Genomic DNA, 15,332 nt, shown 5'->3' on the forward strand with positions numbered 1-15,332 from the left:
ACTCAACGAACGCATCAAGAACGCGCTGGACCCACTCGGCATCCTCAACCCCGGCTCGGGAATCTGAGGACTCCACCTGGGGATTCGGGGGGAAATTCGCGTACGCCCGACAGGGCAGCCTCGCCGGGGGATGCTCATATTCTGTCGATGACACCGCCGAACGGGGAAGTGAGCGGATGACCGAGAAGTCCTCACACGCGCAGCACGCCGACCGCATCGCCGACATCTGGGGCACTCGAACCCCGCACGCGTCGGGGACCCAGTGGCCGGCCCGCGTCGACCAGTACCTGGCCGACGGCCTGACCGCCGCCGACGTCGACCGCTGGGTGCGCAGCGCGTGTCTGCTGTGCTCCAACGGTTGCGGGGTGGAGATCGCGGTCCGGGACGGCCGCATCGTCGGGGTGCGGGGTCGACCCGAGGACCGGGTCAACCACGGCCGGCTCGGCCCGAAGGGACTGTACGGCTGGCAGGGGCAGCAGCGTGACCGGCTCACCACACCGCTGATCCGCCGCAACGGGCAACTCGTCGAGACCGACTGGGAGACCGCGATGACTGCGGTGGTGCAGCGCTCCCGAACGCTGCTCGACACCAAAGGCCCACTGTCGCACGGCTTCTTCACCTCCGGGCAGCTGATGTCCGAGGAGTACTACACGCTGGCGATGATCGGCAAGGGCGGGATCGGCACCCCGCACATGGACGGCAACACCCGCTGGTGCACCTCGACGGCGGCCGCGGCGTTCCAGGAGACCTTCGGCTGCGACGGCCAACCCGGTTCCTACACCGACATCGACTCCTGCGACGCGATCTTTCTATACGGCCACAACGTCGCCGAAACGCAGACCGTGCTGTGGGCGCGGATGCTCGACCGACTCGACGGCGCCGACCCGCCCCGGCTGGTCTGCGTCGACCCCCGGCGCACCAAGGTCGCCGAACGCGCCACCGTGCACCTGCCGCTGCGCAACGGCACGAACCTCGCGTTGATGAACGCCCTGGTGCACGAACTGATCGCGAACGGGTTCGTCGACGAAGACTACGTCGCCGCGCACACCGTCGGCATCGACGCGCTGGAGGAACTGACCCGCGACACCACCCCGGAGTGGGCCGCGGAGATCTGCGACGTCCCCGCCGACGACATCCGCCGGGCCGCGGAGATCTTCGGCACCAGCAAACGGGTGGTGTCGACGGTGTCGATGGGCTTCTACCAATCCCATCAGGCGACCGCGGCGTCCTGCCAGGTGAACAATATGCACCTGCTGCGCGGCATGATCGGCCGCCCCGGCGCCGGCGTGCTGCAGATGAACGGCCAGCCCACCGCGCAGAACAACCGTGAATGCGGATGCGGCCCAGCGCTTCCCGGGTTTCGCAACTGGGCCAATCCGGAGCATGTGGCCGAGCTTGCCGCATTGTGGAACGTCGACCCGCTCGCGATCCCGCACTGGGCGCCACCGACGGATGCGATGACGATGTTCCGGTACGCCGAACAGGGTTCGATCGGCTTCCTGTGGATCGCCGGGACCAACCCGGGCGTCTCGATGCCGGATCTGGCCCGGGTGCGCCGAATCCTCTCCGGCGACCAGTGTTTCGTCGTGGTCTCCGACGGCTACCGCACCGAGACCACCGAACTCGCCGACGTCGTGCTGCCGACCGCGCTGTGGGCCGAGAAGACCGGCACCCACACCAACGTGGACCGCACCGTGCACCTGTCCGAACAGGCCGTGCAACCGCCGGGGCAGGCCCGATCGGACCTGGCGATCTGGATCGACTACGCCCGGAGACTGGGGCTGACCGATAAGGACGGTGGGCCGCTGCCGCCGTGGAACACCCCGGCCGAGGCGTTCGAGGCGTGGCAGCGCTGCAGTGCGGGCCGCCCGGTGGACTACACCGGGCTCAGCTACGAACTGCTGCACGAGCACGGCGGAATCCAATGGCCGTGCAACACCGCGGTTCCCGCGGGCACCGAACGGCTCTACGCCGACGGGGTGTTTCCCACCGACGCGCAGTACTGCCAGTCCTACGGTCACGACCTTGCGACCGGGGCGCCGGTGACCGAGACGCAGTACCGCGCTACCGATCCCGCCGGCCGGGCCATCCTCAAGGCGGCGGCCTACGAGCCCGCCTACGAACTGCCCGACGATCACTACCCGCTGCGACTGACGACCGGCCGCACCGTCTATCACTGGCACACCCGCACCAAGACCGCCCGCGCGCCGCAGCTGCAGCAGGCGGCGCCGAGCATGTGGCTGGAGGTGTCCCGTCAGGACGCGAAGCAGTACGGCGTCGCCGAGGGCGACATCGTGCGCGTGACGTCGCGCCGGGGAAGCCTGGAAGCGCCGGCCCGGATCTCGCACGTGCGGGAGGGCGTGGTGTTCGGCCCCTGGCACTACGGGGACGACCCGATCAACGAGCTCACGCTGAACGCCTGGGACCCGATCTCCCGCCAGCCCGAGTTCAAGGTCGCCGCCGTCGCCCTGGAACGGGTCCGCGCCGGAGACGGACCGGCCCCGGCGCCCACCAACACCGCGTCGGCCCCCGCAAATGGCGAAGGACGGTCGTGAACATGCACCTGACCACGTACCTGCGGCTGCTCGACGACACCGGGCAGAGCCTGGCCGCGTCCTACCGGCTGGTCGCCGAGGGACACCGGCTGGACTTCGACGTCCACTACGCATGCCTGGGGTTCGCCGGTCAGTGCGAAAACCACTGCGGCGCACTGACATCGGTCGCCGAGCGCTACGCCGACGTCGCTGAACCCGCACCCGATCACTTGCGGCCGGCCGGCCTGGACTGCCCTCGCAGCGGGCCGATCGGGCTGTTGCGGGATCTGCAGGACGTCTACCAGCTCGCCAGCTTCCTCGACATCACCTGGACGCTGGTCGGTCAGGCCGCCCAGGCCGCTCGCGACCGGGAGCTGATGGCGGTCGTTGCGCGCTGCAACCAGCAGACGACCGGTCAGCTGGCGTGGCTGCGGGCCCGGATGAAAGCTGAAGCGCCGCAGGCGCTGTTGGTCGCCGACGGGTCGGGCCTCCGGACCGGGTAACTGTGAACGGTCAGAGGCCGATGTCGTGTGCTCCTGCGTGTTCCTCGATGCTGATGCGGGCGTCATCGTCGGTGGCGCGGGCAGCGTCGAGCGCGGCTGCGTCGGCCGCGTTTTCCAATTCCTCGAAGTAGGCCAGTTCTTCGGCCGAAATCAGTGCCGCAGCGGGTTTGCCGTTGCGGGTGACCACAACCCGCTCACCGGCGTAGGCGGCACGGTTGATGATGTCGCCGATGCTGGCGCGCAACTCAGCGAGGGCGACCTCGGGGTGGCGAGAAGCGGTGACTGAGTTCATAACGTGGACGGTATCACCATTCTTGAAGAATTGTACAAAATGTTTGATTTGTCTGAATCGATCGAAGTGTGCAGTTGATGTTACCGTTTCGCGGTGGCGTACCGCGTTGAGTTGACCCGTGAGGCGGACAAAGCCCTGGGCCGCATCGCCCGCAGCGATCCGAAGCTGCACAAGCAGCTCGTCACCGCGATCGCCGCACTCCGCACCGACCCGCGCCCGCCCGGCTGCGAATCGCTCACTGGCCGCGACGGCTACCGCATTCGAGTTCGCGGCTGTCGCGTGCTGTACACGATCGAAGACCGGAAGGTGCTGGTCGAGGTCTTTCGTGTCGCCAAACGTGGCGAGGTCTACCACTGAACGCAGTTCCCGAGTCGCCTTGCCGGACAGTGCGGACGACTCGTCAGGCCACGGCGCCGGCGCTGACCGCCGCCCGGGGTTCGACGACCGGCGTGACGGCAACCGGCGCGGTCTCCGGCTGCTGCCAGCCCGCCGGCAGCAGCCGCGGCGCGACGGCCACCGCCGCCACCGCCGCGGCCGCCGATCCGACCCCGATGCCCCAGCCGATCGGGCCGACCGGGGTGCAGCCGAGCAGCTGACTGATCCCCGGGAGCCCGACCATCGCTGCGAATGCCACGAACGAACCAACCGAGGTGAGCACCACCAGCGGGGCGTGCGAGTCGATCAGGCTCTGCCCGAGTTCGGTGCTGACCAGCGAGATCAGCGCGACGGTGGCAGCCCGCTGCGGGGTCCCGGTCATCGAGGCCAGCGTCCACGCGGCGGTGGCGGCGGTCCCGGTGATGACGCCGCGCACCGCCACCGCGCGCATCAGCTTCGCCCTGTCCAGGCCGCGGCCGACGCGCTGCACCGCACCGGCCGGGGTGCTGACCGCCACCGACGTGGCCGGCAGCGCGTCGGTGAGCATGTTCAGCAGCAGCAGCTGCCGGTTGTTCAGCGGCGACGTCCCGGCGATCGCGGTGCCGATCACGCCGAACATCACCTCACCGAGGTTCCCGCCAAGCAGGCCCTCCACGGCCAGTTGCACGCCGCGCCACAGCCGGCGGCCCTCGTCGACGGCGTCGGTCAGCGCACCGATCCGGCCGTCGGTGAGGACGATGTCGGCGGTGGCGTGCGCGGAGTCGCTGCCGCGGGCGACGACGCCGAGGCCGACGCTGGCAGCGCGGATCGCGGCGGCGTCGTTGGCGCCGTCGCCGACCATCGCGCAGACCGTGCCGGTGCGCTCCAGGGTCTGCACGATCTGCACCTTGTTCTCCGGTGCCATCCGGGCGAAGATCACCCGCTCATGCACCGCGGCCTCCTGGTCGGTGCGGGACAGCGCATTCCACTGCGAACCGGTGATCACCTGCTCGGCGGCCACCGGCATGCCCAGTTCCGCGGCGATCGCGGTGGCGGTCACCGGGTGGTCGCCGGTGATCAGCCGGATCCCGATGCCGCGCTCGGCCAGGTCGGCCAGCAGCTGCGGCGCCTCGGGGCGCGGGGTGTCGGAGATCCCGAGGAAGCCGACCAGCGACAGCCCGTCGGCGCACAGGCCGCCGATGGCGTCGGCGTCGTCCCGAATCGCCTTGGCCTGCTTGGCGTTCAGGTCCCGGTGGGCCACCGCGATCACCCGCAGTCCGTCGGCGGCCAGGTCGGCCACGGTGTCGGCCAACGCCGGGTCGGCACCGGCGCACGCGGCCAGCACCACCTCCGGTGCGCCCTTGATCGTCAGCCGGGTGCCCGACACCGATGCGGAGAATGCCCGGCCGGAGCGGAACGGCAGGTGCGCGTCGGGGACCGAAGCCGGATGCGCGACACCGGCCTGTCCGGCGGCCTCGAGGATCGCCTGATCGGTGGCGTGGGCGTGGGCGGCGCCTTCGGGGGCCGGGGCGGCGTGCGCGGCGCAGCGCAACACATCGTCGTCGGACTGCCCGGGCATCGGCTGGATCCGGGTCACCCGCAGCCGGTTCTCGCTGAGCGTGCCGGTCTTGTCGAAGCACACCACCTCGAGCCGGCCGAGCGCCTCCACCGACCGCGGAACCCGCACCAGCGCACCGGTCTTGGTCAGCCGCTGCGACGAGGCGTGCTGGGCCAGGGTCGCCATCAGCGGCATCCCCTCGGGCACCGCCGCCACCGCCACCGCGATCGCGTTGCCCAGCGCCATCTTCAGGCCGCCGCCGCGCAGCATGCCGAGCAGACCGACCATGCCGCCGCCGATCGCGCTGGCCGGGAATGCCTGGCTCATCAGCGTGCTGAGCTGGTGCTGCAGCCCGACGACGGGCGGAGTGCCCGCAGCCAGTTCGGCGGCCCGGCGCACCTGGGTGTCGGCGCCGACGGCGGTCACCACCGCGACCGCGGTGCCGGCCACCACCGTGGTGCCGGCGTAGAGCATGCAGTAGCGCTCGGCGAGTTCGGCGCCGGGCAGCACAGGGGCGGTCTGCTTGTCCACCGACAGCGACTCGCCGGTCAGGGAGGACTCGTCGACCTCCAGGTCGGTGGCCTCGATGATCCGGGCGTCGGCGGGGACCACCTCGTTGCTGCGGATTTCGATGAGGTCGCCGGGGAGCAGCTGATCGGCGACGATCTCGCGGTAGCCGGCGGTGTCGTCGGCCACGGTGTCGACGAGGCGGGCCGGCGGGGTCTGGGCGGCCAGCAGGCGATTCAGCCGGTTCTCGGCCTGCAACTGCTGCCCGGCGGCGAGCATGCAGTTGCCGATCAGCACGGTGGAGACCATCATCGCGTCGACCGGTGACCCGAGCATCGCGGTGGCCGCGGAGCACAGCGCGAGCACCGGCATCAGCGGGTCGGAGAGCTCCGCCCGCACGGCTTTGGCGAACTGCCACACCATGTTCTCCGGCGGTGCGACGGCGACGGTGCGGGCCGTCACGTCGGGAACCGGCAGTGCCGCACGAACGTCGTCGACCGACAGCGCGTGCCAGTCCTGCACGACCGCCGGTTTCGGTGCGGCGGCGCGCACGATCCGCCGGGCCGACAGGTAGCCCGACAGCAGTCCGGCGGCGGCACCCAGGTCGACCGGGTTCGCCCGGCGTCCACCCCGCACCCCGGGCACGATCAGCAGCCCGGCCAGCGTCGACGCGCCGGTGGAGATCGTGATGCCGCGCTGTGCGGCGTCACGGGCCGCGGGCAGGGCGTGCAGCACCTGCCAGGCGCCGACCAGATCCTCCAGCAGCAGGTCGGACTCCCACGGCGGTGCGATGTCGTCGCCGGGCATGACCCCCAGCGCCACATCCGCGGCGGCGAGCGCCTGGAAAGCTGCTGAGGACAGCACCGCAACCGTGCGGTCGGCGGTCTGCAGGTCCAGTACGGCGGCCGCCAGCGCGGCGTCCACCCCGTCGGAGCCGACCGGCGACAGGTGGTCGAACGCGGGCCGCAGTTCGCCGAGGTCGCCGGTGTCGACGGCAGCGATCTGCACATCGGCGGTGCGCGCCTCGGCGATGATCGCCGACGCCAGCGGGTTGCCGACGAGCACGCGGGGGTCGATCAGCACGGTGTCGATCGTGTCGAGGCGGCGCAGGCTCCCCGGCCGCAGCGGGAGCACCCCGTGGTGCTCGGCCAGTCCGTGGCCCAGCGTCGCGGCGAACGATTCGGTGGTGGTGCGCAAGGCTTTCGGTGCGGCCGCGACCGCGGTCTGCGAGGCCATCGTGACGTTGCGGGTGATGACGCCGACCAGCCCGGTGCCGATCAGTTGCACCATCGCCATCCGCTTGCCGTGCCGCTCGGCCTTACTCACCGCGACCGGCGCCGGACGCACCGACCGGTGCACGGCGTCCTGCTCGGCGTGCCGGGCCAGCAGGGGTTCGTAGCGGCCCCAGGCGTGCGCGGCGGCGCGACTCTCGGTGGCCTTGATGCCCTGCAGTGCGAGGTCCACCGAGAGTGTCACCGGCGACAGCACCGCGATGCGTGCCCCGATGGACACCAGCAGCATGACGGTGTCGGTGGCGGCGGTGCCGAATCGGTCTTCGAGCACCTGGCGCACCTTGGGCTGGTAGGTCAGCAGCGCCGCGGCCGCGTCGACGGCGACCGGCGCACCGGGGATCCGCAGCAGCCGGCCCGCGACGGTGATCGCCAGCCCGGCGGCGTTCATGCCGATCATCACGCCGCGACTGACCAGCAGCAGGCCGTCGCCCGGTAGGCGCCGGGCACTCGGGTGCGGCGTGACGGCACCGGTGCTCGGCGCGTGCCGCCGTTCGACGTCGTCGACGACCTGGCACAGGTCGTGCAGCGTGGTCTGCGCATCGTTGATCTCGACCACCACCCGAGCCAGCGGACGGTTCAGGCGCACCGCGGTGACGCCGGGCCGACCGCGCAGCGCGTCGACGACGGCGCGGCCGCGGGCCTCCCCGCCGGTCTCGTCGAGGCCGCGGACCTCGATCCACATCCGGCCGTCGCCGTGCCAGGTGTGCCGGGTCAGGGTGGCCACCGAAACCTCGCCGGAGAGCACCTTGGCGCCTTCGCGGATCGGGATGGTGGCGAGGCCGAGACTGGCCGAGACCACCGATCCGGCGGTTCCAACGGCCGACGATGCGGCGCCGGTCGCGGCGTCGACGCTCGCGACGGTGGCCTGGATGAGCAGGGCGGCCGCGCGGCGCGGCAGGGAGGTGGGGATCACGGTGGAGTCGCCAATCGGGTGAGCCGGATGCGTTGTGCGGCCCCAATCCTGTCGTTAGTTTGATGATTACGCAACTATGCAATTGTTATGTTGTGCGAATCCCACCGTCAGCGGTGCGCGAGAATGAGTCCCGCCTCAACAAAACGAGAAGAACGGCAACCCGAAATCGCCACTGAATCCGCCCCGCCCGGGGAGCCGACCGAGCCGCAGGTCGTCTCCGCTGCGGCGACGTTCGGCCTGCTCAGCAGCCCCGCCCGGTTGCGGGTGCTGTGGCTGGCCGCCAACGACACCTGCGATGTGACGACGCTGGCGCAACGCACCGGCCTGGGCGTGGCCACCATGAGCCAGCATCTGACGAAGCTGCGACTCGCGGGGCTGATCAGTTCCCGACGGGAGGGCCGCCGGCACTTCTACACGGTCGACGACCCGCACATCCTGACCCTGCTGCAGCAGATCTTCGCCCACATCGCCCCGGACGGCAGCCTCGCGCCCGACCCGGGAGGGCCCGCCCGCTAGGCCGTGCGGGTCACGCCGGTGGTGAACTCCGCGATCGCGTCCTGCATCTGCGTCAACCCGGGTTCCTCGATGGGGTAGTGGCCGGCGTTGGTGAGCATGACGGTGGTCACCGGCACCCGGGTGATCGGCGACAGCACCGGTTGGCTGAGTTCCAGCGGCGACCAGCGGTCCTCGGCGGGCTGGGTAAGCAGCACCGGGCAGGCGTCGAAGTCCGCCGGCTCCACCGCCGGGACGTAATTCAGGTAGCTGTCCAGGAACTTGATCGACACCCAGTTCCCACCGGAGGTCCGATCCGCCGTCATCACCTTCAACGCCCCCGCGTCGTTCACCAGCGTGGACATCTTCGATGCCACCGTCATCGGAAACGGCATGCGCGCCAAGGGGGTTCGGGCGAGCACTCGCATCGCCGGCGCGCCGACGCGCGAGATGACCTTGTCGTGCGCGGTGTCGTCGCGAACGTTCTGGTGACGCTGGTCCAGGAAGGTCATGCCGACGATCCCGCGCAGGGTTCCCCGGGGTGCCTTGGCGGCGACGTGGTAGGTGAGCATCCCGCCGGCGCTCAAGCCGTACAGCGCGATCGGCCGGTCGTCCCGCGACTGCTCGTAGGCGAGGAAGTCCACCACCAGATCGACCCAGTCGGCATAGGACGGTACGGCGCCGGGTGCCACCCGTGTCAGCCCGTAGCCGAGGTTGTCCAGCGCGATGGTCTCGAATCCGCGCTGCGCCAGTGGCCCGCCGACGATCAGGCTCATCTGGCGGCCGTTGGTGCCGACCCCGTGGTGCAACACGATCTTGGCGGGTGCGTCCGGGTTGGCGTACCGGTCCAGGTGGACCCGGTGCCCGCGGTAGTCCCAGAACTCCTCGGCCGGTGCCGTCGTGTCGGTCAGCCGGAGCCGCTCGGGCAGAAATTCCTGCAGGTCACGCCATGCCTGCTGCTCGCGGTAATACATGATTTGAGTCGATCCCATATTTGGAATGTACTCCAATCATGGAGTCGAGTACAGTAATCGGCGTGCCCGAGCCGAATCTCACCGCCGATCGGACGGCGCGCCGAGCAGCGGCCAATCGGGAGGCGATCATCGACGCGGCCGAGGAACTGCTCGAAGCGGGCGGCCTGGGTGCGGTCACGGTGGAGGCGGTGGCCGAGCGGGCCGACGTGGCGATCCAGACCGTGTACAACCGCGTCGGACGGCGGCCGGAGGTGCTGGTCGCGGTGGCCGAGCGGGCGGTGGCCGAGAACCGGCGCTACCTGGAACCGGCGTTCGCCGCGCCCGGTACGCCGCGACAGCGTCTCGCCGGGGTGGCACGTGCCTACATCGCCTTCGCGTGGGAACGTCCGCGCCAGTTCGAACTGCTCAACACCCCGCCTGACGAGCCCGACGCGCTGGCCAGCATCGCGGCCAAGATCGATGAGCAGGTCGGCAGGCTCGCTGAGATCCTGGCCGCCGGCGTGGCCGATGGCACCTTCGATCCGACGCTGGAGCCCCCGGTGGCGGCCACCGCACTGTGGGCGATGCTGGAGGGCGTGCTTTCGCTCGGCTGGCGTGCGGACCGCAAAGACGTTGCCCCGGTGGAGCTCCGGGCGATGGTCGATTTCGCCGCCGCGACCATGATCGACGGCATCTCGACCCGGCCATCTCAACCCGACGATGAGGAGATTCACCCATGAGTTCACGACCGACGATCGTGATCACCGGCGCCAGCGACGGCATCGGGGCGGTGGCCGCGCGAGCACTGGCCGGCCCCGCGGTCGATCTCCTGGTGGTGGGCCGGTCGCCGGAGAAGCTCGCACCGGTCGCTGCCGACACCGGCGGCGTTGCGCTGACGGCGGATTTCGCCCGACTCGACGAGGTGCGCACCCTGGCGAAGGAGATCGCCGGCCGCGTCGACCGGATCGACGTGCTGATCAATAACGCCGGCGGCATGTTCGCGCCGCGGACCCCGACCGTCGACGGGCATGAACCGAACTTCCAGATCAACCACCTGGCGCCGTTCCTGCTCACCAACCTGCTCCATGACCGGCTCGCCGCAGCCAGCGGGGCCCTGGTGCTGAATACGTCGAGCGTGGCGAACCGGTTCGGGCGTATCGACTTGACGGATCTGGACTACCGGCGGCGCCGGGCGCTGCAGCAGTTCGCCTACGGGTCGAGCAAACTGATGAACATCCTGTTCGCCCGCGGCATCGCCCAGCGCTGGTCGGCCGACGGGATCGTCGCCGCCGCAGTGCATCCCGGCCCGGTGGCCACCAGCTTCGGCCGGGAGTCGCGCAGCACCGGCCTGATCTACCGCACCCCGCTGCGGCGGCTGGCGCTGATCTCCCCGGAGAGCGGGGCCGCCCCGCTGATCGACCTGGCCCGGCGCGGCGCCGACCCGTCGCTCAACGGCGTGTACTTCGATCGGCACCGTGCGAACGGCGCGGAGAACCGACAGGCTCACGACCAGACGCTGATCGACGGGCTGTGGGAGATCTCGACCGGCCTGGTGGGTCTCGACGCCCGCTGACGGCCGGGACTACAGGCGGCGCAACAGGATCGGCATGCCGTCCGCCGGGATCGGCATGCCGGCGTAGTCCCAGTGCGCCCGGTAACCGGGGTGCGACAGTTCCATCCGGTAGCGGCGCAGCATCCGGTGCAGCACGGTCTTGATCTCCAGGCGCGCGTAGGTCATCCCGATGCACTTGTGCGCACCGCCGCCGAACGGCGCCCAGGCGTAGCGGTGCTTCTTGTGCTCCGAGCGTGGCGCGCAGAACCGGTCCGGGTCGAACCGCTCCGGGTCGGTGTACAACTCCGGCAGCCGATGGTTCATGCTCGGCCAGGTCACCACCAGGGTGCCGGCCGGGATGTAGTAGCCGAGCAGGTCGGTGTCGCGCACCGCCTGCCGCACGTTCATGTGCAGCGGGGTGACCAGCCGAAGCGACTCGTCCATCACCAGGTCCAGCGTCGTCAGTCCCTCCAGCGCCTCGATGTCCAGCGGTCCGTCGCCGAGGCGGGCCGACTCGTCGCGGGCCCGCTCCTGCCACTCCGGGTTGGCGGCCAGGTGATAGACCATCGTGCTCAGCGCCGACGTGGTGGTGTCGTGGGCGGCCATCATCAAGAAGATCATGTGGTTGACGATGTCGGCGTCGGTGAAGGTGTTGCCGTCCTCGTCGGCGGTGTGGCACAGCACCGTGAGCATGTCGGTGCCCTCGGCGTGCCGGCGTTCGCGGACTCGCTGATAGAAGTAGCGCTCCAGCACCTTTCGGCCCTGCAGGCCGCGCCACCACCGAAACGGCGGCACCGGTGCCCGCACGATCGCCATGCCGGCGCGGATGGCCTGCTCGAACGCGTGGTTCACCTCGGCGAGCAGGTGGTGGTCGTCGCGCAGGTCCTGCCCCATGAACACCACCGATGCCACGTCCAGCGTCAGTTCCTTGACCGCCGGATAGAACAGGAACCTTGTGTCGTCGGTCGGCCAGTCCGCCACGACGTCGGTCGCCACGGCATCCATGTCCTTGACGTACTCGGCGATCCGCGGGCGGGTGAACGCCCCCTGCAGGATGCGCTTGTGGTGCAGATGCTCGTCGAAGTCCAGCAGCATCAGGCCGCGCGGAAAGAACGGTCCGATCGCCTGCACCCAGCCCGAGGTGCTGAAGTCCTTGTCCGCGTTGGTGAAAACGGCCTGGGTGGCGTCGGGGCCGAGTGCGACGACGCACGGCATGATCTGCGAGTCGGCGAAGTACATCGGACCGTATTTCCGATACAGATGCAGCGCGTACTCGGGCCCTTCGCGGAACGTCTCGATGGCGTGGCCGATGATCGGCAACCCCGCGTCGCCGACCACCGGCTTGAGGCCGCTGCCCGGGGGCGGATCGGCCAGCACCTTCTGCTTGAAGTCCACGGTCAGCAGCCGCTTCTCGATCGTCCCCAGACCCGGGAGATTGTTCAGCGTCGGCGTCAACCGGCGCCTGGCCTGATCGAGCAGGTAGTGCGGCGTGCTGATCGTGGTCATCAAGGCTCCTTCGCCGACGATGAGTGATGCGTCTCACATCATCGTCGGGTCAGGATTGACACCCGTCAAGCGGGTATCCGATCAGCCCATTCCGAAGACGACCTCGAGCATCAGGAAGGCCGAGGCGAACAGTCCAACGATGGCCGTAACAGCTGCAATCACCAGTCCATGAAGTTTCATGGTCGGAGACGCTAGTCAACCGGGCGGCGTGTTGACACCGAAAGGTGTTGGCAATCACGGTATTTGGTCAGTATCCGTGTGACGACAACCACTCGGTTGCGGGGGTGTAAGCAAGCTTACGGCGTGGCGCTGTTGCGTCGGGAGGGCGTCGGGTGAATCGGCGCGCCGACGGCCGCGGACCCCTACGATGCGAAGCTGTGGAGGCGATGGTCCGGGCCGCCGGTGTGCGCGGCTTCGCGCAACTGGTCGCCGAACTCGGCGGCGACCCCGAACAGTTCGCGCGCCGGTTCGACATCCCCGTTTCGGCGCTGGTGTCCGGTGAGGATCTGCTGCCGATCACCGCCGTCGACCTGATGATGGAGGCCGCCGCCCGCGACCTGGACTGCCCGGATCTGGGGCTGCGGCTGGCCCGGGTGCAGGACCTGAGCATTCTGGGGCCGCTGGCGCTGGCCATCGAGGCGTCGTCGACGGTGTCTGAGGTGATCGACTGCGCGTCCCGGTTCATGTTCGTGCACAGTCCGGCGCTGCGCGTCGGGGTCGAGGACGACCCGCACGGCCGGCGCGACGTCGTCGCACTGACCTACCAGAAGGATCTGACCCGGTCGCCCTACAGTCCGCAGGGCGCCGAGCAGGGCATCGGCCTGCTGTATCAGGTGGCCGTCGCCCTGGTCGGCGACCGGCTGGGGCTGCGGTCGGTGGAGTTCCCGCACCAGCCGGTGGCGCCGCTGCGCACCTACACGGACTTCTTCGGCACCGACGTGCGGTTCGGCTCGTCGCGGGCGATGGTGCGGGTGCACCGCAGCGTGCTCGACGAGGAGTTCGCCACCGGCAACGCCGTGCTGAGGCAGCTCGCACTCGACTACCTGGCCAGCCGGCACACCGACCCGGAGACGCGCCTGGCCACCGACGTGCAGCGTGCCCTGGCCGAGCAGGTGGGCGTGACGGCGACGACGATCGACAACGTCGCTCGGCTCTTCGCGGTCCATCCGCGCACCCTGCAGCGCCGGCTGGCCGAGGAGTCCACCACGTTCGAGGAGATTCTCGACGACGTGCGCCGCGACCACGCTCTGCGCTACATCCTGACCACCGACCTGCCGCTGAGCCAGGTTGCGGTGATGGCCGGGTTCGCCAGTCAGTCCGCGTTGAGCCACGCGGTGCGCCGCTGGCGTGGGGTCAGCCCGCGGGACCTGCGGCGGCGGGCCGGGGTCGGACGGGCACCCTGAAGTCCCCGCGGTGAAGTTGTCGCTTTGAGACAAGTTTTACCGCGGCGAAAACCCCATACTGCTCCAGATGACTCAGGCACATGAGGTCGCAAGCCAAGGCTGTGTATATGTTAATCACAGTATTGACTTCGGGCGACCACTACCCCCGGATTGCGATCCGTTCTGCGAACCGCCCGCCGGTTACGCCGCAACCGCACCGGGCACGGTGCTGCGCTCCCGCGAGGTCCGGCTGGCGTTTTTGGGCGTCGTCGACCAACCGGTGACCGCCTATCAGCTGCTCTACCGCACCACCGACATGCACGGCGCACCGCAGGCCACGCTCACCACGGTGATCCTGCCCGGCGGCGATGCGCCGCGCGGCCCCCGGCCGGTGGTGTCCTACCAGTGCGCGATCGATGCCGTGGCGTCGGAGGCGTTCCCGTCCTACGTCCTGCGCCGGCAGGCGAAGGTCTGGGGCGGCTTCCCGCCGCTGGAATTCCCGCTGATGGCGTGTGCCCTGGACAACGGTTGGGCGGTGATCGTCCCCGACCACGAGGGACCCCGCGGCAGCTGGGTGGCGCCGCGGGAGCCGGGGTACTGCGTGCTGGACGGCATCCGGGCCGCCGCGAACTTCGCGCCATCAGGCATCTCGGCGCAGTCGCCGGTCGCGCTGTGGGGTTACTCCGGCGGCGGGCTCGCCTCGGCCTGGGCGGCCGAGCTGTGGGCGGACTACGCACCGGAGCTCAACGTCGTTGGTGCGGTGCTCGGCTCACCGGTCGGCAATCCCGGCGAGGCGCTGCGCGACCTCAACGGCTCGGCCTTCGCGGGGCTCGCCGCGATGGGCCTGGCGGCGCTCACCCGGGAACATTCCGGCCTGCGCCGCGTCGTGCAGGCGCACGTCGACCTGGCTGGTAAGTCGTTGCTGGCCGGCATGCAGACGGCGACGACGATCGGTGCGCTGGCCCGGCTGTTCCGGCACCGGGTAGACCGCTATTTCGATGAGCCGCTTGATGAAATCCTCGCGTCCCCGGCGGTCGTCGAGTTGTTCGACGAGATCCGGCTCGGCCACGCCGCCCCGGGGATGCCGTTGCTGGTGTTACAGGCGGCCGGCGATCAGATCATCGATGTGCGCCACATCGACGCCCTGGTGGCGAACTACCGGGAGATGGGCGCGCAGGTGACCTATCTGCGGGATCAGCTCAGCGAGCACTTCCTGCTGCACCCGCTGTCGGTGCCGGTGGTGCTCAAGTGGATCTCGGAGCGCTTCGCGAACCAGTCGGTTCGGCCGCCGCGGACCAGCAGGGGGCTGCTGGTGCTGTCGCCGCAGACGCTCGTCGGGCTGGCCCGGGTCGGTGGCATCGCGGTGCGGGTGGCGCTCGGCCGGCTGGGCCGCCGGGTTAGCTGACCGCTATTGACATCCGGTCCGGAGCGCGCTTACCGTGAAACCGAACCTACGGAACCGTAAGTTACCGATGCGTCAGGTAGCTACAGCGG

12 protein-coding genes are annotated in these 15,332 nt (G+C 69.9%); 8 read left to right on the forward strand and 4 right to left on the reverse strand.

Annotation, left to right across the window (positions count from 1 at the left end):
• Positions 1-176: 176 nt before the first annotated feature.
• Together KIH27_RS13385 and KIH27_RS13390 are read left to right on the forward strand one after the other, a co-directional pair.
• On the forward strand, positions 177-2,555 hold the full coding sequence (locus KIH27_RS13385) for a molybdopterin oxidoreductase family protein (RefSeq protein WP_214093451.1): 2,379 nt from the start codon (positions 177-179) through the stop codon (positions 2,553-2,555).
• 2 nt (positions 2,556-2,557) lie between these two features.
• Positions 2,558-3,037 carry a hypothetical protein gene (locus tag KIH27_RS13390; protein ID WP_214093452.1) on the forward strand — a complete coding sequence of 160 codons (480 nt, stop codon included), beginning with the start codon at positions 2,558-2,560 and terminating at the stop codon, positions 3,035-3,037.
• Positions 3,038-3,047: 10 nt separating this feature from the next.
• On the opposite strand, the gene KIH27_RS13395 is transcribed toward KIH27_RS13390, so the two are convergent.
• Positions 3,048-3,329 (reverse strand): type II toxin-antitoxin system prevent-host-death family antitoxin, encoded by a 282-nt coding sequence (locus KIH27_RS13395; protein ID WP_214093453.1) that lies wholly within the window; start codon positions 3,327-3,329, stop codon positions 3,048-3,050.
• Between the two features lie 93 nt (positions 3,330-3,422).
• Here KIH27_RS13395 and KIH27_RS13400 point away from each other — a divergent pair, with 93 nt between their 5' ends.
• Complete coding sequence (locus tag KIH27_RS13400) at positions 3,423-3,686, forward strand: type II toxin-antitoxin system RelE family toxin (protein ID WP_214093454.1); 264 nt, start codon at positions 3,423-3,425, stop codon at positions 3,684-3,686.
• A gap of 43 nt (positions 3,687-3,729) precedes the next feature.
• Here the strand turns inward: KIH27_RS13400 and KIH27_RS13405 are convergent, their stop codons facing one another.
• A complete protein-coding gene (locus KIH27_RS13405) occupies positions 3,730-7,953 on the reverse strand; it encodes an HAD-IC family P-type ATPase (protein ID WP_372451376.1) in 4,224 nt (1,407 codons plus the stop codon).
• Positions 7,954-8,076: 123 nt separating this feature from the next.
• On the opposite strand from KIH27_RS13405, the gene KIH27_RS13410 reads away from it, so the two are divergent.
• Positions 8,077-8,469, forward strand: coding sequence for an ArsR/SmtB family transcription factor (locus KIH27_RS13410; RefSeq protein WP_214093455.1), 393 nt, complete (start codon positions 8,077-8,079; stop codon positions 8,467-8,469).
• Here KIH27_RS13410 and KIH27_RS13415 read toward each other — a convergent pair.
• Positions 8,466-9,437: an alpha/beta hydrolase gene (locus KIH27_RS13415; RefSeq protein ID WP_250150104.1), complete on the reverse strand. Its 972-nt coding sequence runs from the start codon at positions 9,435-9,437 to the stop codon at positions 8,466-8,468. The two genes, KIH27_RS13410 and KIH27_RS13415, sit on opposite strands and share 4 nt — an antisense overlap.
• Before the next feature lie 44 nt (positions 9,438-9,481).
• Between KIH27_RS13415 and KIH27_RS13420 the strand changes: the two genes are divergently transcribed.
• Positions 9,482-10,138, forward strand: coding sequence for a TetR/AcrR family transcriptional regulator (locus KIH27_RS13420; RefSeq protein ID WP_214093456.1), 657 nt, complete (start codon positions 9,482-9,484; stop codon positions 10,136-10,138).
• Positions 10,135-10,971, forward strand: coding sequence for an SDR family NAD(P)-dependent oxidoreductase (locus KIH27_RS13425; protein WP_214093457.1), 837 nt, complete (start codon positions 10,135-10,137; stop codon positions 10,969-10,971). The genes KIH27_RS13420 and KIH27_RS13425 overlap by 4 nt, the downstream gene beginning before the upstream one ends.
• Positions 10,972-10,980: 9 nt before the next feature.
• On the opposite strand, the gene KIH27_RS13430 is transcribed toward KIH27_RS13425, so the two are convergent.
• Positions 10,981-12,459 (reverse strand): cytochrome P450, encoded by a 1,479-nt coding sequence (locus KIH27_RS13430; protein WP_214093458.1) that lies wholly within the window; start codon positions 12,457-12,459, stop codon positions 10,981-10,983.
• A 383-nt stretch (positions 12,460-12,842) separates the two neighbouring features.
• Here KIH27_RS13430 and KIH27_RS13435 point away from each other — a divergent pair, with 383 nt between their 5' ends.
• Positions 12,843-13,859: an AraC family transcriptional regulator gene (locus KIH27_RS13435; protein ID WP_250150108.1), complete on the forward strand. Its 1,017-nt coding sequence runs from the start codon at positions 12,843-12,845 to the stop codon at positions 13,857-13,859.
• A 205-nt stretch (positions 13,860-14,064) separates the two neighbouring features.
• Positions 14,065-15,243 (forward strand): lipase family protein, encoded by a 1,179-nt coding sequence (locus KIH27_RS13440; RefSeq protein ID WP_214093460.1) that lies wholly within the window; start codon positions 14,065-14,067, stop codon positions 15,241-15,243.
• Positions 15,244-15,332: the final 89 nt, after the last annotated feature.

It is taken from the genome of Mycolicibacter acidiphilus, assembly GCF_018455725.1.
In the GTDB taxonomy this organism is placed as follows: Bacteria; Actinomycetota; Actinomycetes; order Mycobacteriales; family Mycobacteriaceae; genus Mycobacterium; species Mycobacterium acidiphilum.

Excerpts from the sequence above, each read along its gene's own strand:
- KIH27_RS13385 (WP_214093451.1), top strand. The coding sequence starts at position 177 with ATGACCGAGAAGTCCTCACACGCGCAGCACGCCGACCGCATCGCCGAC.
- KIH27_RS13390 (WP_214093452.1), top strand. The coding sequence starts at position 2,558 with ATGCACCTGACCACGTACCTGCGGCTGCTCGACGACACCGGGCAGAGC.
- KIH27_RS13395 (WP_214093453.1), bottom strand. The coding sequence starts at position 3,329 with ATGAACTCAGTCACCGCTTCTCGCCACCCCGAGGTCGCCCTCGCTGAG.
- KIH27_RS13410 (WP_214093455.1), top strand. The coding sequence starts at position 8,077 with ATGAGTCCCGCCTCAACAAAACGAGAAGAACGGCAACCCGAAATCGCC.
- KIH27_RS13415 (WP_250150104.1), bottom strand. The coding sequence starts at position 9,437 with ATGGGATCGACTCAAATCATGTATTACCGCGAGCAGCAGGCATGGCGT.
- KIH27_RS13425 (WP_214093457.1), top strand. The coding sequence starts at position 10,135 with ATGAGTTCACGACCGACGATCGTGATCACCGGCGCCAGCGACGGCATC.
- KIH27_RS13435 (WP_250150108.1), top strand. The coding sequence starts at position 12,843 with ATGGTCCGGGCCGCCGGTGTGCGCGGCTTCGCGCAACTGGTCGCCGAA.